This is a genomic window from Achromobacter sp. Root83 (assembly GCF_001428845.1).
Lineage (GTDB): Bacteria > Pseudomonadota > Gammaproteobacteria > Burkholderiales > Burkholderiaceae_B > Achromobacter.
In genome coordinates this window covers 13,191-28,236 of record NZ_LMIU01000011.1, presented here as the reverse complement: position 1 = coordinate 28,236, position 15,046 = coordinate 13,191, and the positions used below count along the sequence as shown (strand labels likewise).

Genomic DNA, 15,046 nt, shown 5'->3' with positions numbered 1-15,046 from the left:
CTATTGCCCGCGCAGAAAGAGCTTGTCCAGATCCGACACGGACCACTGCACCCAGGTGGGGCGGCCGTGATTGCACTGGTCGGCCCGCTCGGTGGCTTCCATCTGCCGCAGCAGGCCGTTCATCTCTTCGATGGTGAGCTTGCGGTTGGCGCGCACGGAACCGTGGCAGGCCATGGTGGATAGCAGTTCGTTGCGCTGTTCGGTCAACAGGCGCGAGACCCCCACGGCGCCCAGGTCGCGCAGCACGGCGCGCGCCAGGGTTTCGATGTCGCCACGGGCCAGGATGGCGGGCACGGAGCGCACGGCGATGGAGGTGGGACCGGACGGGCGCATCTCGAAGCCCAGACCGCTCAGTTGGTCCTCGAATTCCTCGACGATGGCGACGTCTTTCTCCTGCGCATGGAACACCACCGGAACGAGCAGATCCTGACGCGGCAGGCTGCGGGCGTCCAGCGCCTGCTTGAGCTGTTCGTAGACCACGCGTTCATGGGCGGCATGCATGTCCACGAGCACCATGCCACGGCGGTTCTGCGCCAGGATGTAGATGCCATGGAGTTGGGCCAGCGCCATGCCCAGAGGATGCTCTTCATCCGCGGGCAGCGCGGCGGCGGGGGCGGGCGCAGGTTCGCGCAGGGGCGCCGTCCTGGCGGCGCTGTCGTCGTTCAGCGGACGGTAGAGCGATTGCCAGTCGGCCGCCGGGATGCCCGCGGGTTCCGCGTGCAGGCGGAAGGGCACCTGGGTGTGTGCGCGCTGCGCGGCGGGCGACGGGCGCAGTCCATACGGCGCGCTGCCGGCGTTGCCGCCGTAACCGGGCCTCGGACCGTCCGGAGCGGGCTGCGGGGGCTGGGCGGGCTCGGTCGGCGCCGCGGCCTGCGGGCCGGACGCGGGGGGCGCCACGGTTTCGAATTCCGCGTCGTCGCCCTGGCCAGCGGGCGTGACCGCCGACGAGCCGCCGGTCTGCGCCAGCGTCTGGCTGACCGCGTGCGAGACGAAACGGTGCACGGCGCCGCTGTCGCGGAAGCGGACCTCGTGCTTGGCGGGATGCACGTTCACGTCCACGGCAGCCGGATCGATGTCCAGGAACAGCACATAGGCGGGCTGGCGGTCGCCATGCAGCACGTCGGCGTACGCGGCGCGCAGCGCGTGGCTGACGGTGCGGTCGCGCACATAGCGGCCGTTCACGTACAGATACTGGCGGTCCGCCCGGGCGCGCGCGGCGGTGGGGCGGGTGATCATGCCGGCCAGGCTGACGGCGCCCACCGAGTGGGACAGGAGCAAGCCGTGCTCGGCGAATTCCGCGCCCAGCACGTCGCGGATGCGCTGCGGCGGTTCGGCGGGCAGCCACTGGCGCTGCGCGCGATCGTGGTGGAACAGGCGGAATGCAATCTGCGGATGCGCCAGCGCTATGCGTTCCATCGCGTCGACGCAGTGGCCGAATTCGGTGGCCTCGGAGCGTAGGAACTTGCGGCGGGCGGGCACGGCGTCGAACAGCTGGCGGACGTCGACCGTGGTGCCCGGCGGGCCCGACGCGGGGCCGACCTGCATGCTGCCGGCGTCGATCTGCCAGGCGTGCTCGCCGTCACGGGTGCGGGAAATGATGGATACCTGGGCGACCGAGGCGATGGACGCCAGCGCTTCGCCCCGGAATCCCATGGATGCCACCGATTCCAGTTCGTTCAGCGACCGGATCTTGCTGGTGGCGTGCCGCGCCAGCGCCAGCGGCAGTTCGCCGGGCGGAATGCCGCCGCCATCGTCGGTGACGGCGATGCGCCGGATGCCGCCGCCCTCGAGGCGGACTTCGATGGCGCGCCCGCCCGCGTCGATGGCGTTTTCAAGGATTTCCTTGAGCACGGACGCGGGCCGTTCGATCACCTCGCCAGCGGCGATCTGGCTGATCAGCAGGTCGGGAAGCGCAAGAATGGAACGGCGTTCTGTCATGGGACTCGGGTCTGGTGTAGCTGTGTGGACGATTTTAGCGTCATGGTCCGGTGGGCTATAGTCGCTGACAAATTCCCCTTCCGATATCAGGGCTGCTTCAATGCTTGAGTTCTTCAATATGGTGCTCCACATCGACAAGACGCTGGGCGTCTGGGTCGCGCAATACGGCGTGTGGGTGTATCTGGTGCTGTTCTTGATTGTCTTCGCCGAGACCGGGCTGGTTGTGCTGCCCTTTCTGCCGGGGGACTCGCTGCTGTTCATTGCCGGCGCGTTCGGCGCGACGGGGCATATCGACCCGATCCTGATGTCCATACTGCTCATCATCGCGGCGGTGACGGGCAATACGCTGAACTATGCGATCGGGCGCTATATCGGTCCGCGGGTGTTTTCGATGAACCTGCGCTTTCTGGACCGGGGCGCCTTGATGCGCACGCACGCGTTCTACGAAAAGCACGGCGGCAAGACGATCGTGATGTCGCGCTTCATTCCGGTGGTCCGCACCTTCGCGCCGTTCGTGGCGGGCGTGGCCGACATGTCGCTGGCCCGGTTCCAGCTGTTCAACATCCTGGGCGCGCTCATCTGGGTGATCAGCCTGGTGGCGGCCGGCTACTTCTTCGGCAATATCCCGCTGGTCCGCGAACACCTGAACACCATCGTCCTTCTGGGCTTGGCCGCGGCCATCGTGCCGGTGGTGGGGGCCGCCGTCATCAAGCTGGTCCGGTCGCGCCGGGCCTGATGCGGGGCCAGCGGGCAGGTTGAACCCGCAAGGAAAAGGGCTGTGCGCCGCTATGGCGCACAGCCCTTTTTCGTGGTCCTGGACGGCTAGCTGACGTCGCCCAGGCGGGCCAGCGGCGGGTTGGCCGTGAAGTAGCGCTGGATGCCGGTCATCATGGCTTGCGCCAGCTTTTCCTGGTGCGAGTTGCTGCGCAGCAGCGCCTCTTCCTGGGGGTTGCTGATGAAGGCGGTTTCCACCAGCACGGAGGGGATGTCCGGCGCCTTCAGGACGGCAAAGCCGGCCTGTTCGACGCTGTTCTTGTGCAAGCGGTTGATCTTCTTGATTTCGTCCAGGAAGGCGTTGCCGACCTTCAGCGAATCGTTGATCTGCGCGGTGGTGGACAGGTCCAGCAGCACTTTGGCGACCTGGCGGTCGTGGCTGCCCAGGTTGACGCCGCCGATCAGGTCGGCCGCGTTTTCCTTGTCGGCCATCCAGCGCGCCTGGGCGCTGGTGGCGCCGCGCTGCGACAGGGCGAATACCGACGAACCGTTGGCCGAAGGCTTGACCCAGGCATCGGCGTGGATGGAGACGAACAGATCCGCATGCACGCGGCGGGCCTTCTGTACGCGCACATGCAGCGGCACGAAGTAATCGTCGTCGCGGGTCAGGTACGCGCGCATGTACGGCTGGCTGTCGATCAGCGCCTTCAGGCGCCGGGCAATGCGCAGCACCACGTCTTTTTCGCGCAGACCGCTCTTGCCGATGGCGCCGGGATCTTCGCCGCCGTGGCCGGGGTCCAGCGCAATGGTCAGCATGCGTTTCTTGCCGCGGCTGGCGGTGGCCGGCGGCGAGGCGGGCGCCGTCGGCAGGGCGGGGGCGGGCTGCTGGCCGCGCACGCGGGGAGGTTCCGGCGGATCGGCGCGCGTCACGGGATTGCGCTGGATGTCTTCCAGGATGCGCGCCAGCGGATCGTCCACGTCGGGGCCGCTCTGCTTGTTCAGGATCGCGATGAGCGGATCCTGGGCGATCTTCGGGTACAGATCGAGCACCAGCCGGTATTGATAGTCGGCTACCGGCTTGAGAGTGAAGACCTGGGGCGCCACGGGCTGCTTCAGGTCGAACACCAGCCGCACCACGTTGGGGCGGTTCTGCGCCACGCGCAGGCTCTGGATGTAGGGATCGTCGGGACGGACCTTGGACACCAGATCGTTCAGTGCCGCGCTGAGGGTCAGTCCCTCGATATCGACCACCAGGCGGTGGGGATTTTCCAGCGTGAATTGTTCTGCCTTGAGCTCGCTGTCGAGCTCCAGCGTGACCCGCGTGTATTCATCGGCCGGCCAGGTACGGACGGCCAGGATCGTTGCCGCCTGCGCCAGGCGGGGGATGACCGGCAGGACGAGCAGCGTGGCGGCGACGCTGATCAGGCGGCGCCGGGTGGCGCCTGCCGAGGGAAGGGCGCCGTCTTGGGCGGGGGGACAATCGCGTTCAACCATGTTTGTCCTCGAGCGGTGTGCGCGGTCAGGGTGGCGTCACGTCCATCGCCTGCATAGGCAAGGGAAATCAGCAGGTCGGGCGGGGGTAAAAGACCCTCTGCCCGCTCCGGCCATTCGATCAAAACGACCGCATCATCACGCAGTAAATCCCGGAATCCTGCGTCCAACCATTCACGTGCATCACTAAATCTATAAAAATCAAGATGATAGAAGTATAAGTTAGAAACTTTATAGGATTCAAGCAGTGCGTAGCTGGGACTCTTGATTCGGCCTGTGATGCCGCATTCACGCAACAATGCCCTGGTGAAGGCCGTCTTTCCTGCCCCCAGGTCCCCTTGAAGGTGGATACATGCGCCTGCCAGGCCGGTTTTGGCGCCGGACACCAACGGCGCTAGCTGCCGCGCCAGCGCTTCCGTGGCGGCTTCGTGGGGCAGGTGCAAGGTCAGGGTGCGAAGAGGGGCGGACATGGCGCGGAGCGAGTGGTAAAAAACGATGATCGGAGCACAGATTGGAGCAATTATAGGAATGCGGGTTTCTGCTAACCTATAAGTGATTGCTATTCTCAATAATGTCGTGACCCGGCGGCTTCCCGCCGCCCCTCGACTGACGCTGCCACGGAGTTGTACGCGCCATGAAGACCCGCATCGAAAAAGACACGTTTGGCCCCATCGAGGTCCCTCAAGACCACCTGTGGGGCGCACAGACCCAGCGCTCGCTGCATTTCTTCGCGATATCCACGGAAAAGATGCCCGAGCCCCTGGTCAATGCGATGGCGCGGCTCAAGCGCGCGGCGGCCAAGGTCAACGCCGATCTGGGCGAACTGGACCCGAAGGTCGCCGACGGCATCATGCGCGCCGCCGACGAGGTCATCGCCGGCAAATGGCCCGATGAATTCCCGCTGTCCGTGTGGCAGACCGGCTCGGGCACGCAAAGCAACATGAACATGAACGAGGTGCTGGCCAACCGCGCCTCGGAGCTGCTGGGCGGCGTGCGCGGCGAAGAGCGCAAGGTGCATCCGAACGACCACGTCAACCGCGGGCAGTCGTCGAACGACACCTTCCCGACCGCCATGCACGTGGCGGCCGCCGTCCAGGTGGAGCATCATCTGCTGCCGTCCTTGAAGGCGCTGCGCGCCACGCTGGCGGCCAAGAGCGCCAAGTTCTACGACATCGTCAAGATCGGCCGCACCCACCTGCAGGACGCGACGCCGCTGACCCTGGGTCAGGAGCTGTCGGGCTATGTGGCGCAGCTGGACCTGGCCGAACAGCAGATCCGCGCGACCTTGCCGGGCCTGCACCAATTGGCCATCGGCGGCACCGCCGTCGGCACGGGCCTGAACGCGCATCCGCAGTTCAGCGCCAAGGTGTCGGCCGAACTGGCCCACGCCACCGGCACGGCCTTCGTCTCCGCGCCCAACAAGTTCCAGGCACTGGCCTCGCACGAGGCGCTGCTGTTTGCCCACGGCGCGCTGAAGTCGCTGGCGGCGGGGCTGATGAAGATCGCCAACGACGTGCGCTGGCTGTCCAGCGGACCGCGCTCGGGCCTGGGCGAGATCAGCATCCCCGAGAACGAGCCGGGCAGTTCGATCATGCCGGGCAAGGTGAACCCGACGCAGTGCGAGGCCATCACGATGCTGGCCGCGCAGGTGCTGGGCAACGATGTGGCCATCAACATCGGGGGCGCCAGCGGCAACTTCGAGCTGAACGTCTACAAGCCCCTGGTGATCCACAACTTCCTGCAATCCGTGCGCCTGCTGACGGACGGCATGGCCAGCTTCGACCGGCACTGCGCGGCGGGCATCGAGCCCAACTGCGAGCGCATCGCCGAGCTGGTGGACCGTTCGCTGATGCTGGTGACCGCGCTGAACCCGCACATCGGCTACGACAAGGCCGCGCAGATCGCCAAGAAGGCGCACAAGGAAGGCCTGTCGCTGAAGGAATCGGCGCTGGCGCTGGGCTACGTGACCGAGGCGCAGTTCGCCGAATGGGTCGTGCCCGGTTCGATGACCAACGCGCACAATCCGTCCTGATCGGCGGCGCAAGCCGTGAAATGGCCGTCCCTGGGGCGGCCATTTTTTTTCGGGGTTCAGGCGTGACCGGCGAACAGCAGCCACATCGGAATCGTGACCGCCGAAAACAGGGTGCCCAGCGAGATCAGCACCGCCACCATCCGGCCGTCGCCGCCCATGCGCATCGCCAGCACGTAGGCGGCGGACGCGGTGGGCAGCGCCGCGAACAGCAGCAGCATCCGCGCTTCCAGGGGCGGCAGGCCCAGCAGGTGCGCCACCAGCAGGGCGACGGCGGGAAGCGCGACCAGCTTTACCGCCAGCATCCACGCGATCAGCGTCCCGTAGCCCTTACCTCCTTCCCAGGCCAGGCTGGCGCCGACGCAGATGACGCCAAGCGCGAGGGCCGCCGCGCCCAGCCGGGCCAGCACGGTGTCCACGGGACCGGGCAGGTGCAGCCCGGCCAGGTTGCAGGCCAGGCCCAGCAGCGTGGACACCACCAGCGGATTGCGCGCCAGCTCGCGCAGCAGATTGCCGCCGCTGTGGCGCGCCAGGCCATAGACCGCCGCCACGTTGGCCATGGGCACCGCGAACCCGACGATCAGTGCCATCGCTGTCTGGCCCTGTGAACCGGCCAGGCTGGCCGACAGCGCCAGGCCGATATAGGTGTTGAAGCGGTAGCCGCATTGCGCGGACGACGCCAGGCCCAGCGATGAGGGCCGCAGCACCAGTCCCGCCAGCCATGCCAGCGCCACACCGGCGGCCACGACAGCCGCCGTGGCCTGCAACAGCAAGACGGCGTTGCCTGCGGTGATGGGCGTGCGGAGGATGGACTGGAACAGCAGGGCGGGGAACAGCACGAAGTAGACCAGGCGCTCGGTGCCGGCAAAGAATTCGCGTGAGAAAGCCAGTTTGTGACGCAGCGCCCAACCCAGCGCGACCAGCATGAAATCAGGGAAAACCAGAAGAGCAACCGACATGGAAAAGGGGGCGTTCAGTGAGCATCAAACCGGGGATCGGTGCGCTATGCGGGTGTAAGCATTTGCTGCTATTCTCCGTCATTCCGGCGGGCGCGTGTACAACAAGCACCTATAAAAGCGGCGTCACCACGCTGCGCACCAGCATGGCGCCCCCACCGTTATCTGCTGACCCATCTACAGGCGGGTACAACACGCAACGGTCCGTTCACATACGGGCTCGCAATCCTGGAGGAAACACATCTATGACTAAAGTTCGCTCCCTGGCTATGGCCATCGCCCTGGCTACCGGCGCTGCCGGCACGCTCGGCGTGTCGATCGCCCACGCCGCCGACAAGTATCCCAGCAAGGCCATCCGCGTGATCGTTCCGTTCGCGCCTGGCGGTTCCACCGACATCATTGCGCGCCTCGTGACGCAGCGCATGAGCCAGGAACTCGGCCAACCGATGGTCGTTGAAAACAAGGGCGGCGCGGGCGGTGCCATCGGCGCTTCCGAAGCCGCGCGCGCCGATGCCGACGGCTACACGCTGTCCATCGCGACGGTGTCGACCATGGCCGTGAACCCGGCCTGCCGTCCGAAGGATCTGCCGTACGATCCGATCAAGGACTTCCAGCCCGTCACCAACTTCGCCAACACCGCCAACGTCGTGGCCGTGAATCCGAAGTTCCCGGCCAAGGACTTCAAGGGCTTCATCGAAGAGCTGAAGAAAAACCCGGGCAAGTATTCCTACGGCAGCTCGGGCACCTGCGGCGTGCTGCACCTGATGGGCGAATCGTTCAAGATGGCCACGGGCACCGACATCGTGCACGTGCCCTACAAGGGTTCGGGCCCGGCCCTGGCGGACGCCGTCGGCGGCCAGATCGAAATCCTGTTCGACAACCTGCCGTCGTCGATGCCGCAAATCCAGGCGGGCAAGCTCAATGCCATGGCCATCGCCTGGCCTGAGCAGATCGCCGCGGTCAAGGGCGTTCCGACCTTCAAGGAAGCGGGCTACCCCGTGCTGAACCAGCCGGTCTGGTACGGTCTGCTGGCGCCCAAGGGCACGCCGATGGAAATCGTGAACAAGCTGCGCGACGCCGCTGTCGTGGCCCTGAAGGACCCCAAGGTCATCAAGGCGCTGGACGAACAGGGTTCGGCACCGTCCGGCAACACGCCGGAAGAGTTCGCCAAGGAAATCAAGGAACAGTTCGACTGGGCGCAAGACGTCGTGAAAAAGCAGAACATCAAGCTGGACTGATGCTGCGCGGGGCGGGCCATGCCTGCCCCGGCCGACACCAAGACGGGCGCCCACGGGCGCCCGTCTTGCATTCGGCGCGCCGGGTTGGGCAGGCCGGATCTTTCGGGCCGATTGTTCAGCCCGATCGCTCAGGCCGGCGCATCCAATCCGGCCAGGCGCGCCTCGCAGGCAGCCCGCAGCCGTTCGATCAGGTCGCGATGCAGCGCCGACAGCGGGTCCTGGTTGCGCGCCATGATGCTGATCGGCACGCGCAGCGCGGGTTCCAGGCGGCGCAGGATCATGCCCGGGCGCAGCATCGCCAGCGCGGTGATGGCATCCACGATGGCGTCGCCGCAGCCCGCGTCCACCAGCGCGCACGCCACGTAATGCGTTTGCACCTGGATGGCCACCTGCGGGGTCAGCCCCTGCGCGTCCAGCGCCAGTTGGAGCAGCGCGCCGGAAGCGTCGCCGGCATCCAGCACGATCAGTGTGTCGCCCGGCCGGTCCGATAGTTCCGACAGGCGCATGGGACCGGTGGCGGGCTTGCGGCTCAGATGCACCAGTTCGGTCTGGCCCAGGCCCATGCGCGTCAGGCCCGGGTAGTCGTTCGTGTCGAACGTGATGGCCAGGTCCAGCTCCCGCGTCAGCAAGCCCTGGACCAGCTCGGCGCTATGGTGGGTGTGGATGTCGAAGGTGATGCCGGGCTGCGCCTCGCGGCTGTCGCGCACCACGCCCGGCAGCAGCCCCAGTCCCAGCGCGGGCGCGCACCCCAGGCGCAGATGGCCGTTGGGCCGATCGCGCAGGTTGGACGCCAGCCTGCGCACGCTGTTGAGGTCCTGGCTCAGGCGCGCGATCTCGGGCGTGAGGATGTCCGCCTCGCGCGTGGCGACCAGGCGGCCCTTCACACGGTCAAACAGCTTGAAGCCCAGTTGGGCTTCGGCATGGGCCAGCAGCTTGCTGGCGGCCGGTTGCGAAATGTGCAGGGCGGCGGCGGCTTCCGTCAGGGATCCGGTACGGCGGATCGCTTCGAATATCTCGATATGGCGCAGGCGCATGACGCGATGGTTTGGGAAGGTGGACCGAAACCGCGATTCTATGCCGGATGGGGTGGCGCGGCACCCGCGGCCGCCTGCGCGACAGCGGCGCGGGCCTTGACTATCATGAATGCCTGCCGGAAGACCGGCGCCACCCCGGAAGCTCTCATGCGCATACGCCGCCATGCCGTCCTGGCGCTCGCCGCCGCGACGGCCGCCATGTCCTTTCTGTCCACCGCCTGGGCGCGCACGCCGCAGGCAGCCGAAGACCTGAACCCGGAAGCCGCCAGCGGCGTCCAGGCGCGCCAGATCGTGCGCGCGCCGCATTTCATGATGGTGTCGGCCAACCCGCTGGCGACCATGGCGGGCGACGAGATGCTGCGGCGCGGCGGCAGCGCGGTGGACGCCGCCATCGCCACGCAACTGGTGCTGAACCTGGTCGAGCCGCAATCGTCCGGTATCGGCGGCGGCGCCTTCATGGTGCTTTACTCGGCCAAGGATGGCCGCATCCAGACCTACGACAGCCGAGAGACGGCGCCCGCCGCCGCGCGGCCCGACCGCTTCCTGGATGCCGAGGGCAAGCCGCTTCCGTTCGCGCAAGCCGTGAACAACGGCATGTCCGTGGGCGTGCCGGGCCTGTTGCGCGGCTTGGAGCTGGCGCACAAGGCGCACGGCGTCCTGCCCTGGGCCGATCTGTTCCAGCCCGCCATCCGGCTGGCGGAGCAGGGCTTTGCCGTGTCCCCGCGCCTGCATGCGCTGCTGGCGGGCAACAAGGCCTTGCCCGCTCAGGCCGCGGCGGCGGCGTATTTCTATGCCCCCGATGGCGCGGCCTGGCCCGTCGGCCATGTGCTGAAGAATCCCGAATTCGCCAGCACGCTGCGCGCGGTCGCGGCCCAGGGCGCGGATGCGTTCTATCAGGGCGACATCGCCCGCGATATCGTGGCCGCGGTGCATGGCCATGCCGTCCCCGGGGATCTGAGCCTGGCCGATCTGGCCGGCTACCGGGCACTGGCGCGAGATCCGGTCTGCGGCGCGTATCGCGGCTACCAGTTGTGCGGCATGGGCCCTCCCAGCAGCGGCCCCATCGCGGTCCTGCAGATGCTGGGCGCGCTAGAGCAATTTCCTATGGGCCGCTATGCGCCGGGCAGCGCGCAGGCGGTGCATTACTTTTCTGAAGCCGGCCGGCTGGCCTTCGCCGACCGCGATTTCTACGTCGCCGATCCCGGCTTCGTGCGCGTGCCGGTGCGCGCCATGCTGGATCCCGCCTATCTGCGCGCGCGCGGCGGCCTGATCCAGCCCGACCGCAGCATGAAGGTCGCCCTGCCCGGCGATCCGGAGGGCAAGCTGTTGTCCCTGGGCCGCGACAATGCACTGGAGCTGCCGTCCACCAGCCACCTGGTGGCGGTGGATGGCAGTGGCAACGCGCTCAGCATGACGACCACGATAGAAAGCGAGTTCGGCAGCAAGATCTTCGTGCGCGGTTTCCTGCTGAACAACGAGATGACGGATTTCTCGTCGTCGTTCAAGGACCCCGAAGGCCGGCTGGTGGCGAACCGCATCGAGCCGGGCAAGCGCCCGCGCAGCGCGATGGCGCCGATGATCGTGCTGCGCGACGGCAAGCCCTATCTGCTGGTGGGATCACCGGGCGGCAGCGCCATCATCAACTACGTGGCCAAGACGCTCGTCGGGGTGCTGGATTGGAACCTGGACATTCAGGCCGCCATCGCGCTGCCCAACATGGGCAGCCGCAACAAGGAAACCGAACTGGAGAAAGGCACGCCGCTGGAAGCGCTGGCGCCTGAGCTCGAACGCATGGGGCACCCGGTGCGCATCACCGACTTCCCCAGCGGCATCCATGGCATCGTGATCGACGGGTCCGGGCTGCAGGGCGGCGCGGACCCGCGGCGCGAGGGGCTGGCGGCGGGCGGCTGAGGCCGCGCGCTCAGTCCAGCGCGGAGGGGTCCAGCTCCATCCTGGATTCGCGGCGGCGCGCCAGATAGGTCACGCCCCACATCACGACGCCCAGCAGCAGCAGCCAGCCCGCCACCTGGTATTGGATGACGTCGCGGCCGGTAAGCGGCGTGACCAGGAACAGGCAGGCCGCCGCGCCCAGCCACGGGATGATGCGGTTGATCTTGAAGTGCTCGTGCTTGACCTTGTCGCGCCGCAAGACCAGCACCGCCACGTTGACGAAGGCAAACACGCCCAGCAGCAGCAGGGCGGTGGTGCCGCCCAGCGCGCGGATGGCCTGGGAGTCGGCCAGCGCCACCAGGATGATCAGGCCGAAGGCCAGCGCCGTGGTGAACAGGATGGCGGTCCAGGGCGTCTGGTTCTTGCGGTGGACCTGGGCCAGGAAGGCGGGCAGCACGCCCTGGCGCGACATGCCATACAGCAGCCGGCTGGCCATCATCATGTTGATGAGCGCGGAGTTCGCCACGGCGAACATCGAGATGATGGGCATGATGTATTCCACGGGCAGTCCGGGCGCGGCGCGCTTGACCACCAGCACCAGCGGCGTGCTGCTCTTGGCCAGTTCGCCCACCGGCACCAGCGCCACCGCGCAGATCGACACCAGCACATAGATCACCGCGGTGATTCCCAGCCCCGTCAGCATCACCTTGGGGAAGATGCGGCTGGGATCGTGCGTTTCCTCGGCCATGTTGACCGAGTCCTCGAAACCGACCATGGCGAAGAACGCCAGTGCCGTCGCCGAGGTCACCGCCAGGAACACGCTCTTGTCTTCGGGCGTATCGAACGCGATGACGCGCGAGAAATCCGCCTGTCCGCCCGAGATGGCGTAGAAGCCCAACACGATCACCATCAGCAGGCCCGAGAGCTCGATCAGGGTCAGCACCACGTTGGCCCTGACGCTTTCAGCCGCGCCGCGCAGGTTCACCAGCATCACCAGCAGCATGAAGCCCAGCGCGCCGAACGTGATCCAGCTCTTGTCGGCCTTGACGCCCAAGGCCACGAACAGGTTGGCGGCAAAGGCCTGCGAGGCGGTGGCGGCCGACGTCAGCCCCGAGCACATGACGGTGAAGCAGACGATGAACGTCAGGAAGTGCAGGCCGAACGCTTTGTGCACATAGAGCGCGGCGCCGGCCGCCCGGGGATACTTGGTGACCAGTTCAAGATACGACAGCGCGGTCAGCAAGGCCACCGCGAAGGCCACCAGGAACGGCAGCCAGGCCGCGCCCCCGACCTCGGCGGCGACTTGTCCGGTCAGGGCGTATACCCCCGTGCCCAGGATGTCGCCCACGATGAACAGCAGCAGCAGTTTGGCGCCCATTACCCGCTTGAGCGGAGCGTGGTCCTGCGGATCTTTCGTGGCCATGGTTCTTTTCCTCTCTTTGAATCCGGGGAGGGCGCGTGTAGGCAACGCGGCGTGTCGGAAAAGTCTAAGGCGGGCCAGCGGCCGCGTGGTGAAACGAAATGTCTAAGTTGTAGGCGGCTGTGAAAGATCCGCTCGGGCAAAGCCAGCGCGCAGAAAAAAAGACCCGGCATGAGCCGGGCCTCAAACGCGCCTTCCCTGTACTCCTGGCCGAAAGAGACTAGGTCAGCGCGGGCGGCAATCTGCGTAATGCGGCGGGCGTGCGCGACAGCTTGATCGGCGAACCCACGCCCTTGTAATCGCCCTGTTCCAGCACCATGCCGCGATGCCGGGTGTGCGGATGCGCCAGCGCCTGGTCCACCGTCTGCACGGCAGCGGCGGGCACGCCGGCGCGCAGCAGCCGGTCGGCCAGCGCGGCGGCATCCTGGCCGGCCAGCAACGCGGAGAGTTCGTCGCGCAGCGCCTGGCGGTTCCGCAAGCGGTCGGCGTTGGCGGCGTAGCGTGGATCCTCGGCCAGGCCGGGGGCCCCCAGCGTCTGCGCCAGCAGGGCGAACTGGCGGTTGTTGCCCACGGCCAGGAAGATCGGCCCGCTGGCGGTTGGCAGGGTCTCGTAGGGCGCGATGTTCGGATGCGCGTTGCCGCTGCGCTGGGGCACCTTGCCGCTGTAGAAGTAGTTGGGCGCATGCGGGTGCAGCAGCGACAAGGCGCAGTCGTACAGCGTGATGTCCAGGAACTGGCCCAGGCCGCTGCGGACGCGCTCATTGAGCGCCAGCAGGATGGCCACGGCCGCGTTCAGCCCCGTCACCATGTCCACCACCGGCAGGCCGACGCGGGTGGCGTCTCCGTCCGCGTCGCCGTTCACGCTCATCAGGCCGCACATGGCCTGCGCGCAGGCGTCATAGCCCGGCAGGCCGCCCAGCGGACCGTCCGATCCGAAGCCGCTGACGCGGCAATGGATCAGCGAAGGAAACGCCTGGCTCAAGGTGTCGTAGCCCAGGCCCCACTTCTCCAGCGTGCCGGGCTTGAAGTTCTCGACCAGCACGTCGGCATCGGCCAGCATATGCCGCAGCAGTTCCTGGCCCGCGGCTTGCGACAGGTCCAGCGTCATGCCGTCCTTGTTGCGGTTGACGCCGATGAAGTACGACGCCGTCTCGCCCAGGAAGGGCGGCCCCCAGCCGCGGGTCTCGTCGCCGCCGGGAGGTTCGATCTTCATCACGTCGGCGCCGTGGTCCGCCAGGATCTGCGTGCAATAGGGACCGCCCAGCACGCGGGACAGATCGATCACCTTGCAGCCCGCGAGGGCGCCTGCGTTGGGTAGGGTGGGGGCCATGTCTGCTCTGCTCAATCGATGGAAACGTTGGCGCTCTTGATGAGCTCGCGCCACTTGGGGACTTCCGTGGTGATGAATGCGGACAGGCCTTGCGGCGACTTGTCCTGCGCTTCGACGATGCCCTGCATGCGCAGCGTCTGTTCGATCGCGGGATCGGACAGCGCGGTCTTGAACGCCTTGTTCAAGGTGTCCACCACGTCGGCCGGCGTGCCCTTGGGCGCGACGATGCCGAAGAAGACGCTGACGTCATAGCCCGCGAGGCCCTGTTCGGACAGGGTGGGCAGGTCGGGCAGCGCATCGGAGCGCTGGGCGCTGGCCAGGCCGATGGCGCGCAGCTTGCCGGCCTTGATGTAGGGCAGCGCGGTCAGGATGTCGGTGAACGACATCGACACCTGCCCGCCCAGCAGGTCGTTCAGCGCGGGGCCCGTGCCCTTGTAGGGGATGTGCATGATCTTGGTGTCGGCCATGCGGTTGAACAGGATGCCGGCCAGATGCGACGACGCGCCATTGCCCGACGAGGCGTAGCTCAGCTTGTCCGGGTTCTTTCGGGCGTAGGCGATCAGCTCCTGCACGTTGTTGGCGGGCACCGACGGGTTCACCACCAGGATGTTGGGCAGGTGGCCGACGCGGATGATGGGCGCGAAGCTGGTTTCCGGGTTGTAGCCCTGCTTCTTGTACAGGCTGACATTGATGGCCAGCGGGCCGGAGGTGCCGAACAGGATGGTGTAGCCGTCGGGCTTGGCGTTGGCCACGTACTCGGAACCGATGTTGCCGCCGGCGCCGCTGCGGTTCTCGACGATGACGTTCTGCTTGAGCGGCTCTCTGAGTTTTTCGGCCAGGCGGCGCGCCAGGGCGTCGGTGGGGCCGCCCGGCGGAAAGGGCACGACCAGCGTGACGGGGCGAACGGAAGGGTAGGCGTCCGCAGCGAGCGCGGGAGCCGTGACGGCGGCGGCCGCGGCCGCCAGCAGCAGGGGGGCGAAGTAGCGTTTCATGCATGTCTCCAGTG

The 15,046-nt window shown here is 67.1% G+C and carries 12 protein-coding genes; 4 read left to right on the top strand and 8 right to left on the bottom strand.

Annotation, left to right across the window (positions count from 1 at the left end; translation table 11 throughout):
* Positions 1 to 1,938 (bottom strand): DNA mismatch repair endonuclease MutL, encoded by a 1,938-nt coding sequence (gene mutL / locus ASE30_RS12295; RefSeq protein ID WP_057284597.1) that lies wholly within the window; start codon positions 1,936 to 1,938, stop codon positions 1 to 3.
* Between the two features lie 100 nt (positions 1,939 to 2,038).
* On the opposite strand from mutL, the gene ASE30_RS12290 reads away from it, so the two are divergent.
* Positions 2,039 to 2,674 carry a VTT domain-containing protein gene (locus ASE30_RS12290; protein ID WP_156407629.1) on the top strand — a complete coding sequence of 212 codons (636 nt, stop codon included), beginning with the start codon at positions 2,039 to 2,041 and terminating at the stop codon, positions 2,672 to 2,674.
* A gap of 86 nt (positions 2,675 to 2,760) precedes the next feature.
* Here ASE30_RS12290 and ASE30_RS12285 read toward each other — a convergent pair whose 3' ends face one another.
* Together ASE30_RS12285 and tsaE are read right to left on the bottom strand one after the other, a co-directional pair.
* On the bottom strand, positions 2,761 to 4,146 hold the full coding sequence (locus ASE30_RS12285) for an N-acetylmuramoyl-L-alanine amidase (protein ID WP_057284595.1): 1,386 nt from the start codon (positions 4,144 to 4,146) through the stop codon (positions 2,761 to 2,763).
* Positions 4,074 to 4,613, bottom strand: coding sequence for a tRNA (adenosine(37)-N6)-threonylcarbamoyltransferase complex ATPase subunit type 1 TsaE (gene tsaE, locus ASE30_RS28495; RefSeq protein ID WP_082601564.1), 540 nt, complete (start codon positions 4,611 to 4,613; stop codon positions 4,074 to 4,076). The genes ASE30_RS12285 and tsaE overlap by 73 nt, the downstream gene beginning before the upstream one ends.
* A 164-nt stretch (positions 4,614 to 4,777) precedes the next feature.
* On the opposite strand from tsaE, the gene fumC reads away from it, so the two are divergent.
* Positions 4,778 to 6,175: a class II fumarate hydratase gene (gene fumC / locus ASE30_RS12280; protein WP_057284594.1), complete on the top strand. Its 1,398-nt coding sequence runs from the start codon at positions 4,778 to 4,780 to the stop codon at positions 6,173 to 6,175.
* 56 nt (positions 6,176 to 6,231) lie between these two features.
* Here fumC and ASE30_RS12275 read toward each other — a convergent pair whose 3' ends face one another.
* On the bottom strand, positions 6,232 to 7,131 hold the full coding sequence (locus tag ASE30_RS12275) for an AEC family transporter (RefSeq protein ID WP_057284593.1): 900 nt from the start codon (positions 7,129 to 7,131) through the stop codon (positions 6,232 to 6,234).
* A 242-nt stretch (positions 7,132 to 7,373) separates the two neighbouring features.
* Here ASE30_RS12275 and ASE30_RS12270 point away from each other — a divergent pair, with 242 nt between their 5' ends.
* On the top strand, positions 7,374 to 8,366 hold the full coding sequence (locus tag ASE30_RS12270; RefSeq protein WP_057284592.1) for a tripartite tricarboxylate transporter substrate binding protein BugE: 993 nt from the start codon (positions 7,374 to 7,376) through the stop codon (positions 8,364 to 8,366).
* Positions 8,367 to 8,494: 128 nt separating this feature from the next.
* Here ASE30_RS12270 and ASE30_RS12265 read toward each other — a convergent pair whose 3' ends face one another.
* Positions 8,495 to 9,400, bottom strand: coding sequence for a LysR family transcriptional regulator (locus tag ASE30_RS12265; RefSeq protein WP_057284591.1), 906 nt, complete (start codon positions 9,398 to 9,400; stop codon positions 8,495 to 8,497).
* Between the two features lie 147 nt (positions 9,401 to 9,547).
* Here ASE30_RS12265 and ggt point away from each other — a divergent pair, with 147 nt between their 5' ends.
* Entirely contained in the window at positions 9,548 to 11,311 is a 1,764-nt protein-coding gene (ggt, locus tag ASE30_RS12260) for a gamma-glutamyltransferase (RefSeq protein ID WP_057284590.1), read from the top strand.
* A 10-nt stretch (positions 11,312 to 11,321) separates the two neighbouring features.
* On the opposite strand, the gene ASE30_RS12255 is transcribed toward ggt, so the two are convergent.
* The 3 genes from ASE30_RS12255 to ASE30_RS12245 form a co-directional block, all read right to left on the bottom strand.
* Complete coding sequence (locus tag ASE30_RS12255) at positions 11,322 to 12,713, bottom strand: APC family permease (protein ID WP_057284589.1); 1,392 nt, start codon at positions 12,711 to 12,713, stop codon at positions 11,322 to 11,324.
* Between the two features lie 217 nt (positions 12,714 to 12,930).
* Positions 12,931 to 14,040 carry a CaiB/BaiF CoA-transferase family protein gene (locus ASE30_RS12250; protein ID WP_057284588.1) on the bottom strand — a complete coding sequence of 370 codons (1,110 nt, stop codon included), beginning with the start codon at positions 14,038 to 14,040 and terminating at the stop codon, positions 12,931 to 12,933.
* Positions 14,041 to 14,051: 11 nt separating this feature from the next.
* On the bottom strand, positions 14,052 to 15,032 hold the full coding sequence (locus ASE30_RS12245; protein WP_057284587.1) for a tripartite tricarboxylate transporter substrate binding protein: 981 nt from the start codon (positions 15,030 to 15,032) through the stop codon (positions 14,052 to 14,054).
* Positions 15,033 to 15,046 lie beyond the last annotated feature (14 nt).

What these genes read in the sequence shown, in the direction of transcription:
- mutL (WP_057284597.1), bottom strand. Translation starts at nt 1,938, where the DNA reads ATGACAGAACGCCGTTCCATTCTTGCGCTTCCCGACCTGCTGATCAGC.
- ASE30_RS12290 (WP_156407629.1), top strand. Translation starts at nt 2,039, where the DNA reads ATGCTTGAGTTCTTCAATATGGTGCTCCACATCGACAAGACGCTGGGC.
- ASE30_RS12285 (WP_057284595.1), bottom strand. Translation starts at nt 4,146, where the DNA reads ATGGTTGAACGCGATTGTCCCCCCGCCCAAGACGGCGCCCTTCCCTCG.
- tsaE (WP_082601564.1), bottom strand. Translation starts at nt 4,613, where the DNA reads ATGTCCGCCCCTCTTCGCACCCTGACCTTGCACCTGCCCCACGAAGCC.
- fumC (WP_057284594.1), top strand. Translation starts at nt 4,778, where the DNA reads ATGAAGACCCGCATCGAAAAAGACACGTTTGGCCCCATCGAGGTCCCT.
- ASE30_RS12275 (WP_057284593.1), bottom strand. Translation starts at nt 7,131, where the DNA reads ATGTCGGTTGCTCTTCTGGTTTTCCCTGATTTCATGCTGGTCGCGCTG.
- ASE30_RS12270 (WP_057284592.1), top strand. Translation starts at nt 7,374, where the DNA reads ATGACTAAAGTTCGCTCCCTGGCTATGGCCATCGCCCTGGCTACCGGC.
- ASE30_RS12265 (WP_057284591.1), bottom strand. Translation starts at nt 9,400, where the DNA reads ATGCGCCTGCGCCATATCGAGATATTCGAAGCGATCCGCCGTACCGGA.
- ggt (WP_057284590.1), top strand. Translation starts at nt 9,548, where the DNA reads ATGCGCATACGCCGCCATGCCGTCCTGGCGCTCGCCGCCGCGACGGCC.
- ASE30_RS12255 (WP_057284589.1), bottom strand. Translation starts at nt 12,713, where the DNA reads ATGGCCACGAAAGATCCGCAGGACCACGCTCCGCTCAAGCGGGTAATG.
- ASE30_RS12250 (WP_057284588.1), bottom strand. Translation starts at nt 14,040, where the DNA reads ATGGCCCCCACCCTACCCAACGCAGGCGCCCTCGCGGGCTGCAAGGTG.
- ASE30_RS12245 (WP_057284587.1), bottom strand. Translation starts at nt 15,032, where the DNA reads ATGAAACGCTACTTCGCCCCCCTGCTGCTGGCGGCCGCGGCCGCCGCC.